Origin of the sequence: Cohnella rhizosphaerae (genome assembly GCF_029525575.1) — a bacterium.
GTDB classification, from domain to species: domain Bacteria; phylum Bacillota; class Bacilli; order Paenibacillales; family Paenibacillaceae; genus Cohnella; species Cohnella rhizosphaerae.
Map to the genome: position 1 here is coordinate 1146450 of NZ_JAPDIA010000008.1, position 15905 is coordinate 1162354.

Consider the following 15905-nt stretch of genomic DNA (forward strand, 5'->3'; position numbering starts at 1 on the left):
ATCAAACCGCGCCGCCGCGCGGCGCCAGCATGATATCCACCTGTTCGCGCACGCTTTGGGGCGTAAGCAGCCGTTCCCACCCGGGCTTCAGCCAGGCTTCGCGGCCGTACGCCATCGCGACCTGGCAGGCGTCGGAGAACGGATTGCCGGCTTCGCCGAAGGCGATGGCAAGCTCGATATGGATATGTCCGAGCATAAAGTCCCGGGCGGCTTCGGCAGGCACGCCACGCTTGATCGCCTCGTCCATGGCGCCGCGCAGGAACATCGCCGCGCTCGCGCCGATCGTCTCCGCCATGCCGGGCTCGAGCGTCGCCATCTGCTCGACCGTCATGCGGTGGCTTCGCATGACCGGCGCGTATATCTCGCGGCCGAGCGCTTCGCCGCGCGCATAGTCGGCCTCCGCGCCCTGCATGAGCGCGCAGACGATCGCCTGCTTCGCCTTGATGCCGCCGAAGAAGTCGCGGCGCGCCTCCGGGTCGTCCTCGTCGCCGAATACCGGCGGATGGCACGGATGCGCCACGAAATAGGCGACGTCGTCGCGTGCCGGCAGATGACCGGCGTACGCCGCCGCCGGGTCGAGCAGCATGAGCATGGCGCCGCTTTTCATGAGCGGCACGACCTGCGCGGCCACGCCGCGGATCGCCGTATCCGGCACCGCGAGCACGACCGCGTCCGCGCTTGATGCGGCTTCGTCCAGTCTGCTTGGCGCAAGGCCGCGCGCGTTCATATTCGCCCTGCCGCGCTCCCCGTTTTCTACATAATAAACTTGGTGGCTGCCGTGAGACAAACGGTCGGAGATTCTTCCGCCCATTTTGCCCCCGGCGCCGATTAGCGCGATAATCGCCATGTTGCGTTCCTTCTTTCCGATATGATGTCTGAAGCGTGGCTATCGCCCCAGTCTGACGCGTTCGAAATAGTCGGCTTGTCCGACCTGGCCGCCCTTCAGCGCAAGCTCAAGGCCATCGACGCCGGCTTCGGCGCCGTGCGCAAGGCAAAGCGGACCGCCCGGCGCGATCGGCGTCAGGCATTCGAGACCAAGGATCCCGAGCGCTCGGGCGACGTAGCCCGACGTGTCTCCGCCGGCGACGATCATCCGCCTAGGGCGGCAGCGCTCGACGAAGGCGCGGGCGACTTTGCCCAGTTGTTCCCCGATCAGTCGTCCCGTATCTGGCGATGCGACGCCCGCTTCGCGCATGAGCCGCTTGAGTTCGCCGACGTTAAGTCCCTCGCCGCCGAGCGCCGTGTATACAAGCGGACTGCCGCCCGCTCGCCAGACGGCTTCCGCTTGCGACAGAATCGTCGCGCGGGCGCCTTCGGCATCCGACAGAAAAAACTCGGGATGGACGCGAATGCCCGTGAAGCCGCGTGAGCGCGCATGTCTGATCTGCGATTCGGTAACGGGCGAGCAGCTTCCGGAGACGACGAGGATCTGCTCGACGGGCGAGGAAGGCCGGAGCAGCGACGCGGCGGCTCCAAGCTCGCCCGACTCCTTCCAATGGGCCGCAAGCGCATACTGCACGCTCGAGGAGCCGGCGACGAACCTTACGCCTCGCTTCGCCTCCCGGGCGAGCAGCCTGCCGGCCGCGCGCAGCCTCGCCTCGTCCAGCACGTCGAACAGCACGATGCCGGGATCGCCCGCCAGCGTCTCGTCGAACGTCCGCGCGACGCGCTCAGGCGAGCCGTCCTGGTCCAGAATGCTGAAGAGCGCGATCCGCTTGTCCGTCTGCTTGGCCAGATGCAGGCGAAGGTCGGCCTCGTCCATCGGCGTCGCCGGATGCGCGGACATCGTCGGATGACGGTCGAGCCGCGCGACGTCCGCGCCGAACGCGGCGAAGTGCTGGCCGAACACCGTGTACCTGCGCAGCTGCGGCACGCCGACGAGCAGCGGCGCGTAGCGCTGCCCGCCGAACGTCTCGAGCGCCAGATCGATCGCTTTGCCGATGCTGCCGAGCTGCGGCGACGAATCGAACGTCGAGCAGAGCTTGTAGTGCACGACCGGGGCGCCGCTTCGGCTTAATGCCTCGAACGTCGGCGGGAGCTCCCGCGCCATCTCCGCCGGCGACAGGGAACGGCCGACGCCGGCCACGCCGAAAGCGCGAATATGCGGGAATCGCTCCCGAAGCAAGCTTGCGGCGGGCGGCTCGAGGAACATCGCCGCCGGGATTCCCGCGGTCGTCAGCGCTTCGAGCGAATCCGTCGTCCCCGTAAAATCGTCGCCGTAGTAGGCCATCAACAGGGGCGCGGCGGTCGGCGGCCCTTCGGCCGCGCCGCCGTTCACGGGCGTCTCCCGAACGCATCCAGCGCGCGCCGCAGCTCGGGCCGGGTCTCGGCGTACCGCTCCGCGGGCATCCCCGCAAGCGCCGCTTCCCACGCTTGATGCATGCTGGCTACGCCTGCCGCCGCCCCGTCCGGATGCGCGAGAATGCCGCCGCCCGCGATGTTCATCAGATCGACGGTGCCAAGCTCCCGGTACGTGGTTCCCGCCGTCGCGGCCGATTGGCCCGAGGAGAGGACCGGCATGCAGCTTTCGGTGCCGGAGAGCGGCGTACGGAGCGCCTGTACGGAGGCGATGACGGATTCGTTGCTCTCGTAAAACTTGCTGTCGAGCGCATTGACATGCAGATGATCGGCGCCGGCGAGCCGAGCCAGTTTCTGATAGGCCGCGAACGACATGCCCAGCATCGGATGGCGCGTCAGCATGCCCCACCCGTTGCGATGGGCGTGAATGGGCACCTCGCAAAACGAACGCAGGTATGCCAGTCCCGCGAAGCCTACGCTTTGCACGCTCGCCATGACGCAGGTGCCGCCGTGAGAGACCACCAGCTCGTGCCTGCGATTCAGTTCCTCGATATCGCCGGTGATGTTGAAGGCGTACATCACTTTCCGGCCGGCGCGGTCGGCGGCCCGCTCGATGACCGGCATCACCGCCTTGACCTTTTGCTCCAGCGTGGCGAACGGCGGATCCGCGTTCAATTCGTCGTCCTTGATAAAGTCGAGGCCCGCTTCGCACAGCCTTCCGACAAGCGACGCCAGCTCCTCGGGACTTAGGCCGATGCTGGGCTTCACGATCGTGCCGACGATCGGCCTGCCGTATACGCCCGTCAAGGCGCGCGTGCCCGGTACGCCGAACCGCGGTCCTCCGTAGCGCCGCGCGAAGTCGTCCGGCAGCTCCAGATCGAGCAGCCGGAGCCCGGACACTTCCTGCAGCTCGTAAAGATTGCCGGCGACCGTCGCCAGCAGATTCGGAATCGACGGTCCGAAGTTCGCCAGCGGAAATTCCAGCGTCACCTTGCCGCGATTGAATACCGCGCCATCGCCTGCGGGCGTCTTCGCGCCAGGCAGCGACGGCGCGGCCGCGGGCTCTTCCGCTTCGATGGAACAGATGCGCGCCGCGTGCAACGCCTTAAGCCTGTCGCTCTCGCCAGGCACGGCGACGAAGGTGCCGGTCGATTGCTCGCCGGCGATGACGGCCGCCGCCCGATCGAGCGGATACGGCGTTTCGATGCGGTAGGTCGCGCGTACAACTGCGGAACTCATAGAACGTTTTCACCTCGATAGTATCTATCTTAGATCTAAGTTGTATTTTGAAGACTTTCCTAGCATAAAAGCTTGCCTCCCGCCTGTCAATCGCAAATCAGCGAATCCTGCATTTCATAGGTTGCCCTGTACTCCTCTTCGATTCGCTGCACCCTCCGTCGAACCCGATATCCGCCGAAGCGCTTCGCCCTAGCACAAAAAAAGACCGAACGCCAGAGCTGTTCGGGCTCTGCTGTCGGCCTTCCTTTATCTCGCTTCATGCGTCTTATCCCTGTCGAACGGCAGGCAGCGTTAATCCAGCGCGTCTACCGCCGCATCGACCAACCGTTCATAAAGCTCGTCGTTCGACTCGATCTCCGCGTCGACGGCGTCGATTTGCGCCTCGCTGCCCGACTTGCCCGCGAAAAGCAGCGAATAGCTCCACTCCCTGCCCTTGTCGCTCTGCAGCGCCATCTCGTAGGCCGCATCGTGTCCTTCGACCTCGAACACGACTTTTCCGACGTAACCGTTGACCTCGTCCTTCGTCATTGACGCCTCGCGTATCGTTACGTTCATGCCGATTCTCCTTTTTTGCCGTTTCTAATCGCGGTCTGCCGCGGCTTCTTGCCCCATTTTAACGGTTTCAAAACCAATTTTGCAAAAAATGCGCACTTTGGGCGTTTGTCCAGTTGTCTATAATTAATATTTTCTTAGCTGTTTTTCATATAAAAGAAAAAACCGCCACGCATCAAGCTTTCGGCCGCTTAGAGGGAAATGGAGGGAAAATATGATCTGTTATATTGATTCTAGCAGCAAGCGCAGCACAACTACAACATCATTGGAGGAATCACATCCATGGCAGCATCCTATACCTTTAAAAAATTAATGGCATCCGCCGTCGCATTAACCGTCCTGTTCGGAGGCGCGGCAACGACGCTCCCGGTTAAGCCGGTCAGCGCGGCGGAAGCGACCGTGACCGCCAGCTCCAAAGCATCCAGCATTATCGCCCTCGGCAAAAGATATATGGGCGTTAAATATAAGTTCGGCGCAAAAACCGGCAATACCAGCTCGTTCGATTGCTCTTCCTTTACGCAATACTTGTACGGCAAGTACGGCGTGCATCTGCCCCGCGAATCCAAGGCGCAATCCAAATCGGGCAGGTACGTATCCAAGTCCAACCTGCAGCCCGGCGATCTCGTGTTCTTCTATTCCCCGATTCATCATGTCGGCATCTACATCGGCGGCGGCAAAGTGATCCATACCTACGGCAGTCCCGGCGTCACGATCTCGAGCATCAACTCCGGCTGGTGGAAAGACCATTACACGACCGCACGCCGCGTCCTCTAATCGCGCATCGTTCCTTCTGGCCGCCCCTTCGCAAGGGACGGCTTTTCTTGTTTCTTCGCAAGCCGCTCTTCGTTTAAAGCTTATGCTTCCCCGAATTGGTCACCTTGACGTCTACGACGACATCGATCGGGAGCGACGTTGCTTCGATTCCGTCTTTCTTCAGCTTTTTCCAAGTCGCGAGATGGTGGCGGTACAGTTCGTCCTCCAAACCGATCAGGTCGATTCGTTGCGCGCGCCCCGCGGCTAAAGATTGCTGAAACTTTTCCCGTACGCCATTTTCCGCCCAAGCTTCCAGCTGCACCTCCCGGGCCTTGTCATGCAGCTCGTAAATATAAGCTTTTATGGAAACGACGGCCTTGAAGGCGCCATGTTCGCCGCGCTGACGATCATAGGTCAAACGCGCCTTGCCGCTCGTCACGGCGAAGATGGCTACGAATTCGTCATTGTCGTCTCTGACCTCCAAAAACGCGCCCGTCTGATCCGAATGGAACCATTTTACCCCCTGTACGAGCGGCTCTCCCAACGCCGCACGCTGTTTTTGCCCGACGAGCGCATGCGCGCCATCGAAATAAATGTAATTTTTCGATTTTCCCCCTTGCTTCCAGCTGGTGCGGTCCAATTTGAGAACCGGTAGCATGGTCGTATGGCTTTTCTCATAGAATTGGCGAACGAAGGTTTGCAAACTCGACATCTGAACGGCGGGCACGGCGGGACCGTGAACGCGATGGGTGTACAAAAACGTATACATCGGCGAATTAAAAAAAGGTATCGGATGCCAGCAGTTCGTCGAGCGGCTCTGCCGTCGCGGCTATGGAAATGTTGTAACGCACGGTTCGGCTTCTGTTGAAGCTGTCCAAAATGTCGGGAATTCGCGACAGCGCGTTTTCCTTGACGACGATCGTCATGAGATGATCGAGGGACGGCCGGAGCTGCGTGCTGCGATACAAGGCCTTAAGCGCAAGCTGAGTGGACTCGCCTTCTCCATGCCCGATATAGGAGGGGAACGCCCTGCCGCTGGCTCCTTCCGTCTTGGCGACGTCGGACATCGTGATGAGCGTCCCGTATACGGAGTAAAGTTTCTCCTTTTCGTCATAATCGATTCCCAGGCTCGTAATATAGCTGGTCTCCTGGATCGAGCGCTGATCCCAGCACGCCGTCAGCACGACGGTCATCATGACAAGCGCCAGTATTCGGATCGCAGCATGCATCGCACTCACCTCCTCATCCGCCGCGTTTGGGGCTCCCCTTGCTCCTTCGGTCGGTGTACGGGAATTTGAGGAACGCTCCGCGCGCGCGCCGCGCTTCGTAAGGGGCAGCCGGCTTCAAGTACGGTTCTCCGAACGAGCGGAGCGACACCATGTACAGCAAGATCGAAAATACGCCGATAAAAAATCCGAACATGCCGAGCGCGGTCGAAAACAGCAGCACGACAAAGCGCAGCAGATTGACGGAACCGAGCAGCGTCTGGTTGACGAGCGTGAACGAGGTGACGTACGTCACCGCGCTGACGACGAGCATCGTAGGCGAAGTAAGCCCCGCCCGGATCGCCGCATCCCCGACGATAATGCCGCCGACGACCGCGACGGTCTGCCCTACGGCCCTCGGCAGCCGTACGCCCGCTTCGCGGAACAGCTCGAACATGAACAGCATGAGGAACATCTCGATCGCGGTCGAGATCGGAAGGCCGATCCGCGAGACGACGATCGTCGCCATGAGCGGGAACGGGATCTGATCGACGTTAAACGTCGACACCGCGACCCAGAATCCCGGCAGCGTTAGCGTGATGAACAAGCCGACCAAGCGAAGCAAGCCGCTCCATGCTCACGAAATAATACGAGTTGTGGACGTCCTCCGGAGACTTGAGCAGCTCGAACATGTTGGTCGGCGCCGTATACACGAGCGGGAGACCGTCGACGATGATGGCGATCCGGCCGAGTCCCAGGCACTCGACGATATAATCCGGCCGGCCGGTATAGTTGACGAGGGGAAAAAGCGCCCGCGACCTGTCGGACAACATTTCTTCGACTTGCCCGGAGCCGACCACGATATCGGGCGACAGCTTCCCGATCCTTTTGCGCGCTTCTTCGACGAGCGAGCGGCTTGCGGCCGATTTCAGATAGAGCAGGTTGATTTCCGTCTGGCTGTCCGTACCGACGCAGAACGACTCGATTTTCAAATCCGAAGACTTCAATCGCTTGCGCACCAGCGTCCGGTTAATTGGCAAGCTCTCGACGAAGCCGTCCCGCGGCCCTTTGACCGAAATTTCGGAGGACGATTCTTCCGGCGAGCGTTCCGGCTGGCGGGGAATCGGATAGGCGAGCACCCTCCCGTCGTTCACGATCAGCACGCTGCCGGAGAACAGCCGCGCCAGGACGCGCGCACGCTCTTCGTCGTTCGATGCGGCCAACGCAAACGCGCCGGGAAAGCCTTCGGTAAGGTTCTTTCCCTCCAGCCATTCGCCCAAGGCGGGCAGCAGCCGGTCTTTATAAATGGCGTTGTCGATCATGCCCGTCGCCGATACGAGCGCGGCCTGCCGCTTTCCAACCGACAGCCTTTCGACGTTCACATCCGCGCAGCCGGCGATCTCGCCGTCCAGCCATTCAAGCCCGGTTTGCACGCAGCTCGCCCCTCCCACCGCGCTTGCGAAGCGCCAGCACCCATACGTAGAACAGAAGGCCGATCTGCAGCGCGAAGATAAACGGCCGGATCGCCTTATAGAAAATGTATTGATTGTTGTCCCCGAACGGATAGACGGTCAGTCCGATCATGGCGAATCCGATGAAGATCAAGGCGATCAATTTGCCCTTGCGCTTTTGAATGCCGGACAGCTCGAGCAGGAGGCTAAGCGCAAGCGAGATGCGAATGAGCGCACCGCTGATCCATTGGTAGATGGCAAAAAAATCGAGATGCTCGATATAGCGGCCGACGCTCAATATCCGCCACTGCGAAAAGGCGGGAAAACGCATGCTGCTGGACTCGAACACGCCGAATTCGCAAATGGCGGCTATGGTCGGGCCGACGGACAGCACAATGACGAACAGGCCGGTGGCATACAGATGAATCGCGCGAAAAGGCTTGTTGGCGTACATTTGCAGCAGGACGAACAATATCATTTCCGTCAGCCCGCTGCAGGATACGACGGCCCCCCCTTAATACCGGTTCCACCCCGTGCTCCATCAGGGGAAGCAGCTGGGAATAGTCCTTGCGATCCGAATTGCCGGATGCGACGAAGATGCCCAGCGCCGTAACGACCGGGAGAGCGATACAAGACATATAGACGATCGCCTGCATGCCGACCAGTACGGCAGCGACGCAGAGGAGCACGAAAACCGTCGCGGTGACGATCGGCGGCGTCTCGGGCAGGTACGTGCTGTTGGTCCAGGTCAGCATGTCGACGGTCGTAATGATCGCCTCCAGCAGCAAGTAGCCGACGACGACCGTCAGAATGAGCACCCGCGAGAAATGTCCGCCCTTTTCCTTCAGCCATCCGGAAAAAGGCTGCAGTCCCATATCGCGAAGCACCGCGGCCAACGGCAGGAGCAGGATCAGCATCAGGGAACCGGCCAGCAGCACGGATATCCATGCGTCTCTGCCGGCCGTCCCGAGCACGATCGGCAGTATAATGACATGATTGACCAATCCGACGGATAAGATCAAACTCGTGATGACCGACAGGCGGCCTGCTTCAAATCCCCTCATTTGCCGGAGCCTCCCTTCCCGGCTTAAGTTTCCCTGTGCCGGTCCGGTTTATGTGCAGCGGCAAACGCGCTAATCCGTTCTCTCTTCCAAGCCGGCAAGCCGCTCGCGCAGGTCCGACGCGCTGAAGTCTTCGCCGATCAGAACGATCACGTCGGGAGAAGGCTTACGGTTAGGGGACGCGACCGGCATGAAGTCGGATTCCCGGTAGGCGAACTGGAACAAGTAGCGCGCGGCCGTATCCGTAAACGTAACGATCCCCTTCGCGCGGTACACCGATGCCGGGAGCTCGCGCAGGAAGCGCTCGAATTTTTCGCTCGAAAACGGGCCGGACGGATAATGCGTAAGCACGTGAACATGGTCGTGCATTCGCGAAGCGCCGTGATGGTGACCCTGGTTGTCGTGATCGTGTCCCTGGCCGTCGCGATCGTGTCCCGCGTGATCGTGTCCCTGGCCGTCGCGATCGTGTCCCGCGTGATCGTGTCCCTGGCCGTCGCGATCGTGTCCTTGGAGATCGTGATCGTGACCAGGGCGGGCTTGAGTACGGACCTCTAAGCCGACGGCTCCCGGCAGCAGCGCGATCAGATCCGTGCCGGTCTCCCCCCTTCAGCGCATCCGCGATCGCGGCGGAAGGATTCCATTCGCGCAGCTGCGCGCGCACCTCCTCCGCCTCCCCCGGACCGACGAGGTCCGTCTTGCTGAGCAGAAGCAGCGATGCGCCGCGGATCTGCTCCCGCATCAGCCGCAGCGTCTTGCCGGCGCCGAGCCGAAGCCGGTCGAGCAGGTGCCTGGCGTCAACGACGGTAATCAGTCCGCGCAGCTCGAGCCTGGCGTGCATGGACACCTCCGTTACGGCGTCCATCATCTCGAGCGGCTGCGCCACGCCGGTGGACTCGATCCAGATGACGTCCGGCCGATGCTCCCGAGCGAGCTGCAGCAGCGAGACGCCGAGATCGTTCTTGACCGAGCAGCAGATGCAGCCGCCCAGCAGCTCCGCCATCGGCACGTCCTTCGCCAGCAGCTCGCCGTCGAGATTGACGTCGCCCGCTTCGTTCATAAGCACCGCGGTCTTCCAATCTCGCGCCTTGGCGCCTTCGAGCAGCTTTTGCAGCACGGTCGTCTTGCCGCTTCCGAGATAGCCTGACAGCACGTACACTTGTATCGGCCGATCGCCGTTATCTTTCGTCTGATTCGCGCACATCGCGTCATCTCCCCTGCAACATGAATCGACCCTCCGACGCGGCTGCGCGGAGGGCCCTCTGGCACTTTCGTTATGCTACTCCCGAATCGCGGAGTAGAAGTTGCGGATCGGCTCGACGCATTCCGGCGTCTCCCGCTCCCGCTCGTTCACGTAAGCCCCGACCGGGTACATCATCATCTCATCCGCCGAGATCCCGCGGATGGCGCCCAGCACGCCGCGATATTCCGTATTCGTCTCATTGAGCCAAGCGTCGATGCCTTCATCGTCCAGGATGGCCGGCATCCGATTCGAATACGGACCGACCAGCTCGTTGGACGGCGTCGTCAACATCGTATACGCGCGGATGTCGCCGCCTTCGACGCGCGGCCACACTTCGTAAAATCCGGGAACCGCGAACGTCCCGCGCCCTTTGAGGACGAAATGGATCGGCTGGCGGGCTCTCCCCCTTCGTCTCCCAGCCGTAAAATCCGCTGACGGGGATGACGCAGCGCTGCTTGTTCGTCATGCGCTTGAAAATCGGCCGGTCGCCGATGCCGGGGCCGTCGGCATTGACGGCGTCGCGGGACCAATAAGGCATGAGGCCCCAACGCAGCGACTCGAGCTTGCGTTCGCGCCGCTCCTCGACGATGACGGCGGCGTATTGGGTCGGCGCGACATTGTATCTGGGCCTGTACGAACCGACGACCTGATCGATCCGGTAACGTTCGGTGAGCTCGGGCAAATCCGCGGCAAGCGAAAATCTTTGGCACATGGGGGGCACCGCCTTCTTGGGTTTCCCCCCAGTATTTGCTTCAGGGCGCCGCTTCTATTCGCGCGGCCAATATAAGGCCGCCGATCGAACGATCGGCTAGGCGTCCTGCGGATGCCCCGCAGGGACCAGCGCGACGGCCGCCGCGTTCGCTTCGACCTGCGCGACGTCCTTGCAGCCGGGGATAACGGCGGTGACCGCCGGATGCCGCAGGCACCAGGCCAGCGCCCACGACGCCATGTCGACGCCTTCCGGCACCTCCGTGCGCTTGATCTCCTCCGCTTCGCGAAGCAGCCGGTCCGCATCGTCGCGATCGCGCTTCGAGCGAACGTCGTCGCTCGGGAACGTCGCGCCGGGCTTGTACTTGCCGCTCAGGAAGCCGCTTGCGAGCGGCACCCGCGCGAGCACCCCGAGCTCCTGCGCCTCGCAGGACGGAAATACCTCTTCCTCCGGCGCGCGATCGAGCCGGTTGTATACGACCTGAATCGCCTGCGCGCCGACCTCGCTCGCCTTGGACGTCTGATAGACGTTGCGATTCGATCCGATCGAAATGCCCAGATGCCTGATCTTGCCCGCTTCGACCTGACGGGCGAGCGCCTCCCATAGTCCGTCCCGATCGAACTCGGCGTCCGGTCCGGAATGGAATTGATAGAGGTCGATATAATCGGTCTGGAGCGCCTTCAGGGAAGCTTCCAACTGACGCACGACGTCCTGCGGATCGTAGACGTCGGTCCGGCTGAACGGGCCGTGGAAATGATGCCCGAACTTCGTCGCGAGCACCCAGTCGGAGCGGCGTCCGCGGATCGCCGGACCGATCAGCGATTCGGACAGGTGGTCGCCGTAGCATTCGGCGGTATCGATGAGGTTGATGCCGAGCTCGGACGCTCTTCCTAGAATGGCGTCCGCTTCGCTTTGTTCGTAGCTTCTGCCCCATTCGCCGCCGAATTGCCAGGTGCCGACGCCTACTGCGGATATTTTCAAACCGGTCGAACCCAGCTTGCGATACAGCATGCGGTTAACCTCCATTAGTCAGTGGGTGTATGGTCGGATTAAATCAAGCTTCGACGGTTACGGCCGTGCCGCTCACCGCCACCATCAGCATGCCTTCCCGCACGACCTCGTAGTCGACGTCGACGCCGACGATCGCGTTGGCGCCCATCCGCCGCGCTTGCTCCATCATTTCCGAGACGGCGATGTCGCGCGCCTGCTTCAGCTTGTTCTCGTAGGAGCCGGATCTGCCGCCGACGACGTCCGTGATCGAAGCCATGAAGTCGCGGAATATATTCGCGCCCATGATCGTCTCTCCGTTCACCAGTCCGTAATAGGACGCGATTCTGTATCCTTCTACATTGGGGGTAGTCGTCACGAGCATGATGATAGCCTCCTTGAAGATGTTGGGAACGCCCTCATTCTATCATACCGGTCCCCCGAACAACAACGAGAGCCGCCGGCGTCCGCCGGCAGCTCTCAAGGGTTGAATTCGGTCGGCGTCGGGTTTTCCTCCACCGCGAATTCGTAATCGTCGATGTCGAACACCTGAACCGGGATCGCGTTCTGTACGACTTTGTCCTGGAATTCGATATGGTCGGTCAGGATCGGGCTTTGCGCGCGGAGCGACGTCAGCACGATCTCCGTCTCGATCGGGTCGAGCAGCTCGCCGTACTGCATGTTCTCGGCCGCGTTGACGACGACGAGGGTCACCTTGTCGTTGATCGGCAGCGGCGGGCTCTCGCGCCACGGGGCGAGCAGCGAGCGTTCGAGCTTCTTTTTTATTGAACGGGTCCTCGAAGTACGCGATCATCTCCCCCGATCTTGCCCTTGACGTGACGGTCGTCGTCCGGGTCGGGCATGACGGGCTCGTCGCTCTCCTTCATATCGTACAATTCCATTACTGTCGAATACGGAATCCGGTATTCCACAGGCCGTTTCGGCAGAAGCAGCTGACCATATATGGCGATCATGACCGCCTCGATGACAAAACGCCTTTCCATTGTAGCCAGTCCCCCCCTAGTAGCGACAAAAAAAGCCTTAAGCGCATTGCTGTACATTATATCATAAATTCGCTTCAGAGATGCCGGCGCCGGGTATAATAGGCCGACTTAAGGAGGCGATCGCGACGGCTACGGCAGCATCGCAGTCGCGCGGGGCGAATTCCTGCCGTTGGATAGGCCGCTCGCCGGCTTTCCGCCTCGCATCCCGGCTTCGCTCGGACGCATCCGACTCCACCTGCCGCGGATGATATCGTCGTTTCGTCGTCAGCGATTTATACCGCGAACCTTTAAGGCCATTAAAGATTTTCTCGCGTTATTTTACGGGCGTTCCTTACTGCTCGTAAATCATTTTGCGCGTCATGCCGCCGTCCACGACGAGATTCGCCCCCGTGACGAAGCCGCCCTCGGGGTCGGTCAAATAAAAACAAGCTTTGACGACATCCGACGGCTTGCCGACCCGGCCGGCGGGATGCTGCTCGTGATCGGCGGGACGAAGCGCGTCATAATCGCCGTTCTCGATCCAACCCGGGCTGATCGCGTTCACGGCGATGCCGTCGGGGCCTAGCGATACGGCAAGCGCGTGCGTAAGCGCCAAAATGCCGCCCTTGGACGCCGCGTACGCTTCCGAGTTCGGCTCGGACTGGAGCGCGCGCGTCGACGCGATGTTGACGATGGCGCCGCCGCCCGTTCGCTTCATCGCTTTGGCGGCTTCGCGGCCGCACAGAAACGCGCCGCGCAGATTGATATTCATGACGCGGTCCCATTCCTCAAGCGACAGCTCGAGCGGGGACTTCCAGACGCCGATGCCCGCGTTGTGCACGAGCACGTCGACGCGCCCCGTCCAGGCGAGCGTTCGCTCGACGATGCTTGCGGCAGCCGCGGCGTCGGTCAGATCGGCCGGGATGAAGCGGGCGGAGCGCCCTTCGTCCGCCAATTGCGCGGCAAGCGCTTCGCCGTTCGACCCCGGCGCGTCGCTTAGCGCGACCGATGCGCCCGCCTCGGCATAGGCGCGCGACAGATGGGTGCCGATGCCGCCTGCGGCGCCCGTCACGATGACCGTGCGGCCCGCGTGCTTGCCCGGCATCAGGCCTGCGCGAGACGCGACAGCCTCGCCGTCAGCGTCTCCCTCCAGGCATCCGCCAGCGCGTCGACCGCGTGCAAGCGCAGCATGCCCGCGCGATCCGCTTTTCCCCGGTGCATCACTGCGTTCGCTTCCTCGACCGTGACGCCGGCGGGATCTCGCGACACGAGGACGAGCTCGCCCGGCTCGACTTCGCCCGGCGTCAGCACGCGGAAATAAAAGCCGGTTTTCCCCGTATCCCGGACCAGCGCCGGCAATTCGTCGACGCCCCACTTCATCGCGAGCTTCCAGCAAGGGACGCGCGGCTGGCTGATCTGAAGCGCGACTTCCCCGATTTTGAAGATGTCGCCGACGCATACCTCCGACTCGTCGATTTCGTCGATCGTAAAGTTTTCGCCGAATGCGCCGAACGCCAGCGGACTGCCGAGCCGCTCTTCCCAAAACGCATAATGACGGTACGGATACGCGCAAACCGCTTTGTCCGGGCCGCCGTGATTGACGGTGTCCGCCTGTTCGTCCCCCGACAGTCCTTCAAGACGTACGGTGACGGCGCCAAGCGCTTTTTCCTTATAGATGCCGGACTTTGCCGGTTTGCCTTTAAACGCCGCCTCGCGCGCGGCGCCCACGTTCACCGACAATAGCGGATAAGACCGTTCTAACGCGGCCCGAGGGGCCGATGAATTCGACATGACGAGAACCTCCTTGAACGTCGGCGGCGAACTCGGCGATCGGGCAGCCTAACGCGCCGTCGCTGCCATATGGATAAGCGACAACCGACCTTGCCATGCTAATTCCGGCGGGCCGAAGCGCCCGGGATTGGAGCTGACTACAGATGACGACGTCGAAGCGCAGAAAAGAAAGCGCCTGGAAAAGCCGCAAAGAGCGCTCCCAAATTCGCCCGGCCAAAGCGCCTGAAGGCGAACCGGAAGCGCCGAATCAACCTTAACCGCCGCAAGACGTAAAGCGTATGCCGCATGGCGGCGCATCTAGCCGTGCGGGAAGACGGTCTCAGGAGATCTGGTTCTTTTCGGCCGCCGTCAGCCGTCTTCCCCGCACGGTCAGCACCGCCCTGCCGTCATGCAGGCCCCAGATCTCGTCCGCGAACTTCTCCGCGAGCTCCAGGCGATGCAGCGCCACGACGACGATCATGTTCTTATCCTTCGCCTGCTGCTTCAGCATGCCCATGATGCTCTCCTGCGAATGCGGATCGAGACCGGTCACCGGCTCGTCCGCGAGCAGTACCTCGGCGCCGTGCGCGATCGCTCTGGCGATCGCCACGCGCTGACGTTCGCCGCCGCTCAGCTTCTCGGCGGGCTGGTGCGCCCTGTCGATCAAGCCGACGTTCTCCAGCGTCTCCATGGCGTCCATGTAGTCGTCGCTTCTGACCATCCCGGTCATCCGGCGAAACCAGGACACCTGGCCGACCGCGCCGATGATGACGTTTTTAAGCGCCGTCTTTTTCTCGTACATCAGCGCCTTCTGTTCGAGGTATGCGATTTTGCGCTTTAAGCGAAGCCTGGCCAGCGCGCCGCCGGCGATCGCGTCCTTGCCGTCGATGCGCAGCTCCCCCGCTCGTCCACGGCTCCTTGAGGCCGAGACAGCGCAGAAGCATCGACTTGCCGCTGCCGCTCGCGCCGACGACCGCATACAGCTTGCCCGGCTCCAGATGCCCGTGGATGCCGTCGAGTACCTTTTTGCCTGTCGGCAGCTTGCGCGTGAGACCGATGATATGTATCATTCCCGTCCGATTGCCCCCTGACTTTCGTTCCTGCCGTTTTTTTCTAGTGTAATTCTTTACGGAACGGCTTTCCATACGAACAAACGTTTGGTATACTATAAACAAGAACATGCGTTCTATCTATTCCAGTCAAAGGTGGGATGATGGGTGGAGAACTGCGAACATCTCCGTTATTTGGAGCCTTCAAGGGGATCCCGGCCGTCACGAGATCTGACTTTCAAATTTTACGACAGCGGCCGTCTCGTGATCGTCGACAATGACAGCGGCAATACGATGAACCCCCCGCGAGTTAAGCGGGGGCAGCTACGACTTTTATGTGCGTCAACGGCTCGCCTTCATCAAGCGCGACCTGAAGTCGAAGATCGAGAAGTACGCATGACCTTGACGCGCGGTCGCGCGGGGGGCGTCAAGTCCCTGCGCGACCGCGCGCGCAAGCGCTAAGGCAGGTTTTTGTCGATTCCGTTCAAGCTGGGCGGCAGGCGGGACATTTTGTCCAGCTTCGTCGTCTGGCTTTTTCCGCGTCCGCCGGCCGTGATGCTCTTCGCTCCCGCTTTAGGACCTTGATAGGGCGGCATATGCGACTCACC

19 protein-coding genes and 4 pseudogenes are annotated in these 15905 nt (G+C 61.6%); 2 read left to right on the forward strand and 21 right to left on the reverse strand.

Translation table 11 applies throughout. The annotated features are described in order from the left end of the window. Position 1: 1 nt before the first annotated feature. From OMP40_RS28870 to OMP40_RS28885, 4 genes are all read right to left on the reverse strand, one after another. Positions 2–847: a phosphogluconate dehydrogenase C-terminal domain-containing protein gene (locus tag OMP40_RS28870; protein ID WP_277536517.1), complete on the reverse strand. Its 846-nt coding sequence runs from the start codon at positions 845–847 to the stop codon at positions 2–4. Positions 848–886: 39 nt separating this feature from the next. Then, entirely contained in the window at positions 887–2278 is a 1392-nt protein-coding gene (locus OMP40_RS28875) for a four-carbon acid sugar kinase family protein (RefSeq protein ID WP_277536518.1), read from the reverse strand. Next, positions 2275–3537: a ribulose-bisphosphate carboxylase large subunit family protein gene (locus tag OMP40_RS28880; RefSeq protein ID WP_277536521.1), complete on the reverse strand. Its 1263-nt coding sequence runs from the start codon at positions 3535–3537 to the stop codon at positions 2275–2277. The genes OMP40_RS28875 and OMP40_RS28880 overlap by 4 nt, the downstream gene beginning before the upstream one ends. A 291-nt stretch (positions 3538–3828) precedes the next feature. Then, on the reverse strand, positions 3829–4092 hold the full coding sequence (locus OMP40_RS28885) for a hypothetical protein (protein WP_277536523.1): 264 nt from the start codon (positions 4090–4092) through the stop codon (positions 3829–3831). Positions 4093–4371: 279 nt separating this feature from the next. Between OMP40_RS28885 and OMP40_RS28890 the strand changes: the two genes are divergently transcribed. Continuing rightward, positions 4372–4863 carry a C40 family peptidase gene (locus OMP40_RS28890; protein WP_277536525.1) on the forward strand — a complete coding sequence of 164 codons (492 nt, stop codon included), beginning with the start codon at positions 4372–4374 and terminating at the stop codon, positions 4861–4863. 73 nt (positions 4864–4936) lie between these two features. Here the strand turns inward: OMP40_RS28890 and OMP40_RS28895 are convergent, their stop codons facing one another. The 7 genes and pseudogenes from OMP40_RS28895 to OMP40_RS28925 form a co-directional block, all read right to left on the reverse strand. Further along, the gene (locus tag OMP40_RS28895) at positions 4937–5500 is read right to left on the reverse strand and encodes a Ger(x)C family spore germination C-terminal domain-containing protein (RefSeq protein WP_277536527.1); all 564 of its coding nucleotides are present in this window, start codon (positions 5498–5500) and stop codon (positions 4937–4939) included. Positions 5501–5618: 118 nt separating this feature from the next. After that, positions 5619–6071 carry a Ger(x)C family spore germination protein gene (locus OMP40_RS28900; protein ID WP_277536528.1) on the reverse strand — a complete coding sequence of 151 codons (453 nt, stop codon included), beginning with the start codon at positions 6069–6071 and terminating at the stop codon, positions 5619–5621. Between the two features lie 13 nt (positions 6072–6084). Further along, on the reverse strand, positions 6085–6672 hold the full coding sequence (locus OMP40_RS28905) for a spore germination protein (protein WP_277536530.1): 588 nt from the start codon (positions 6670–6672) through the stop codon (positions 6085–6087). Then, complete coding sequence (locus OMP40_RS28910; protein WP_277536531.1) at positions 6602–7480, reverse strand: spore germination protein; 879 nt, start codon at positions 7478–7480, stop codon at positions 6602–6604. Before OMP40_RS28910 ends, OMP40_RS28905 begins: the two co-directional genes overlap by 71 nt. Further along, positions 7464–7976, reverse strand: coding sequence for a GerAB/ArcD/ProY family transporter (locus tag OMP40_RS28915; RefSeq protein WP_338131259.1), 513 nt, complete (start codon positions 7974–7976; stop codon positions 7464–7466). Before OMP40_RS28915 ends, OMP40_RS28910 begins: the two co-directional genes overlap by 17 nt. A 43-nt stretch (positions 7977–8019) precedes the next feature. Beyond that, positions 8020–8562: pseudogene (locus tag OMP40_RS28920) on the reverse strand (GerAB/ArcD/ProY family transporter); the annotation flags it as partial. 69 nt (positions 8563–8631) lie between these two features. Next, positions 8632–8910 carry a CobW C-terminal domain-containing protein gene (locus tag OMP40_RS28925; RefSeq protein WP_277536535.1) on the reverse strand — a complete coding sequence of 93 codons (279 nt, stop codon included), beginning with the start codon at positions 8908–8910 and terminating at the stop codon, positions 8632–8634. On the opposite strand from OMP40_RS28925, the gene OMP40_RS28930 reads away from it, so the two are divergent. Further along, on the forward strand, positions 8899–9114 hold the full coding sequence (locus OMP40_RS28930) for a hypothetical protein (protein ID WP_277538220.1): 216 nt from the start codon (positions 8899–8901) through the stop codon (positions 9112–9114). The two genes, OMP40_RS28925 and OMP40_RS28930, sit on opposite strands and share 12 nt — an antisense overlap. Before the next feature lie 124 nt (positions 9115–9238). Here OMP40_RS28930 and OMP40_RS28935 read toward each other — a convergent pair. From OMP40_RS28935 to OMP40_RS28980, 10 genes and pseudogenes are all read right to left on the reverse strand, one after another. Then, positions 9239–9760, reverse strand: a pseudogene (locus tag OMP40_RS28935) (CobW family GTP-binding protein); the annotation flags it as partial. A 75-nt stretch (positions 9761–9835) separates the two neighbouring features. Continuing rightward, positions 9836–10511: pseudogene (locus OMP40_RS42430) on the reverse strand (SOS response-associated peptidase). A 96-nt stretch (positions 10512–10607) separates the two neighbouring features. Beyond that, positions 10608–11519, reverse strand: a complete 912-nt coding sequence (locus tag OMP40_RS28950) for an aldo/keto reductase (RefSeq protein WP_277536537.1) — start codon at positions 11517–11519, stop codon at positions 10608–10610. 43 nt (positions 11520–11562) lie between these two features. Then, positions 11563–11880, reverse strand: coding sequence for a YbjQ family protein (locus OMP40_RS28955; protein ID WP_277536538.1), 318 nt, complete (start codon positions 11878–11880; stop codon positions 11563–11565). A gap of 95 nt (positions 11881–11975) precedes the next feature. Continuing rightward, positions 11976–12499, reverse strand: a pseudogene (locus OMP40_RS28960) (ADP-heptose synthase). Between the two features lie 331 nt (positions 12500–12830). Next, complete coding sequence (locus OMP40_RS28965; RefSeq protein ID WP_277536540.1) at positions 12831–13583, reverse strand: SDR family NAD(P)-dependent oxidoreductase; 753 nt, start codon at positions 13581–13583, stop codon at positions 12831–12833. Further along, entirely contained in the window at positions 13583–14269 is a 687-nt protein-coding gene (locus tag OMP40_RS28970; RefSeq protein WP_277536542.1) for an MOSC domain-containing protein, read from the reverse strand. Before OMP40_RS28970 ends, OMP40_RS28965 begins: the two co-directional genes overlap by 1 nt. A 319-nt stretch (positions 14270–14588) precedes the next feature. Beyond that, the gene (locus tag OMP40_RS28975) at positions 14589–15143 is read right to left on the reverse strand and encodes an ATP-binding cassette domain-containing protein (RefSeq protein ID WP_338131334.1); all 555 of its coding nucleotides are present in this window, start codon (positions 15141–15143) and stop codon (positions 14589–14591) included. Continuing rightward, entirely contained in the window at positions 15025–15318 is a 294-nt protein-coding gene (locus OMP40_RS40580; RefSeq protein WP_338131260.1) for an ATP-binding cassette domain-containing protein, read from the reverse strand. The genes OMP40_RS28975 and OMP40_RS40580 overlap by 119 nt, the downstream gene beginning before the upstream one ends. Before the next feature lie 437 nt (positions 15319–15755). Continuing rightward, positions 15756–15893 (reverse strand): hypothetical protein, encoded by a 138-nt coding sequence (locus OMP40_RS28980; RefSeq protein ID WP_217595788.1) that lies wholly within the window; start codon positions 15891–15893, stop codon positions 15756–15758. Positions 15894–15905 lie beyond the last annotated feature (12 nt).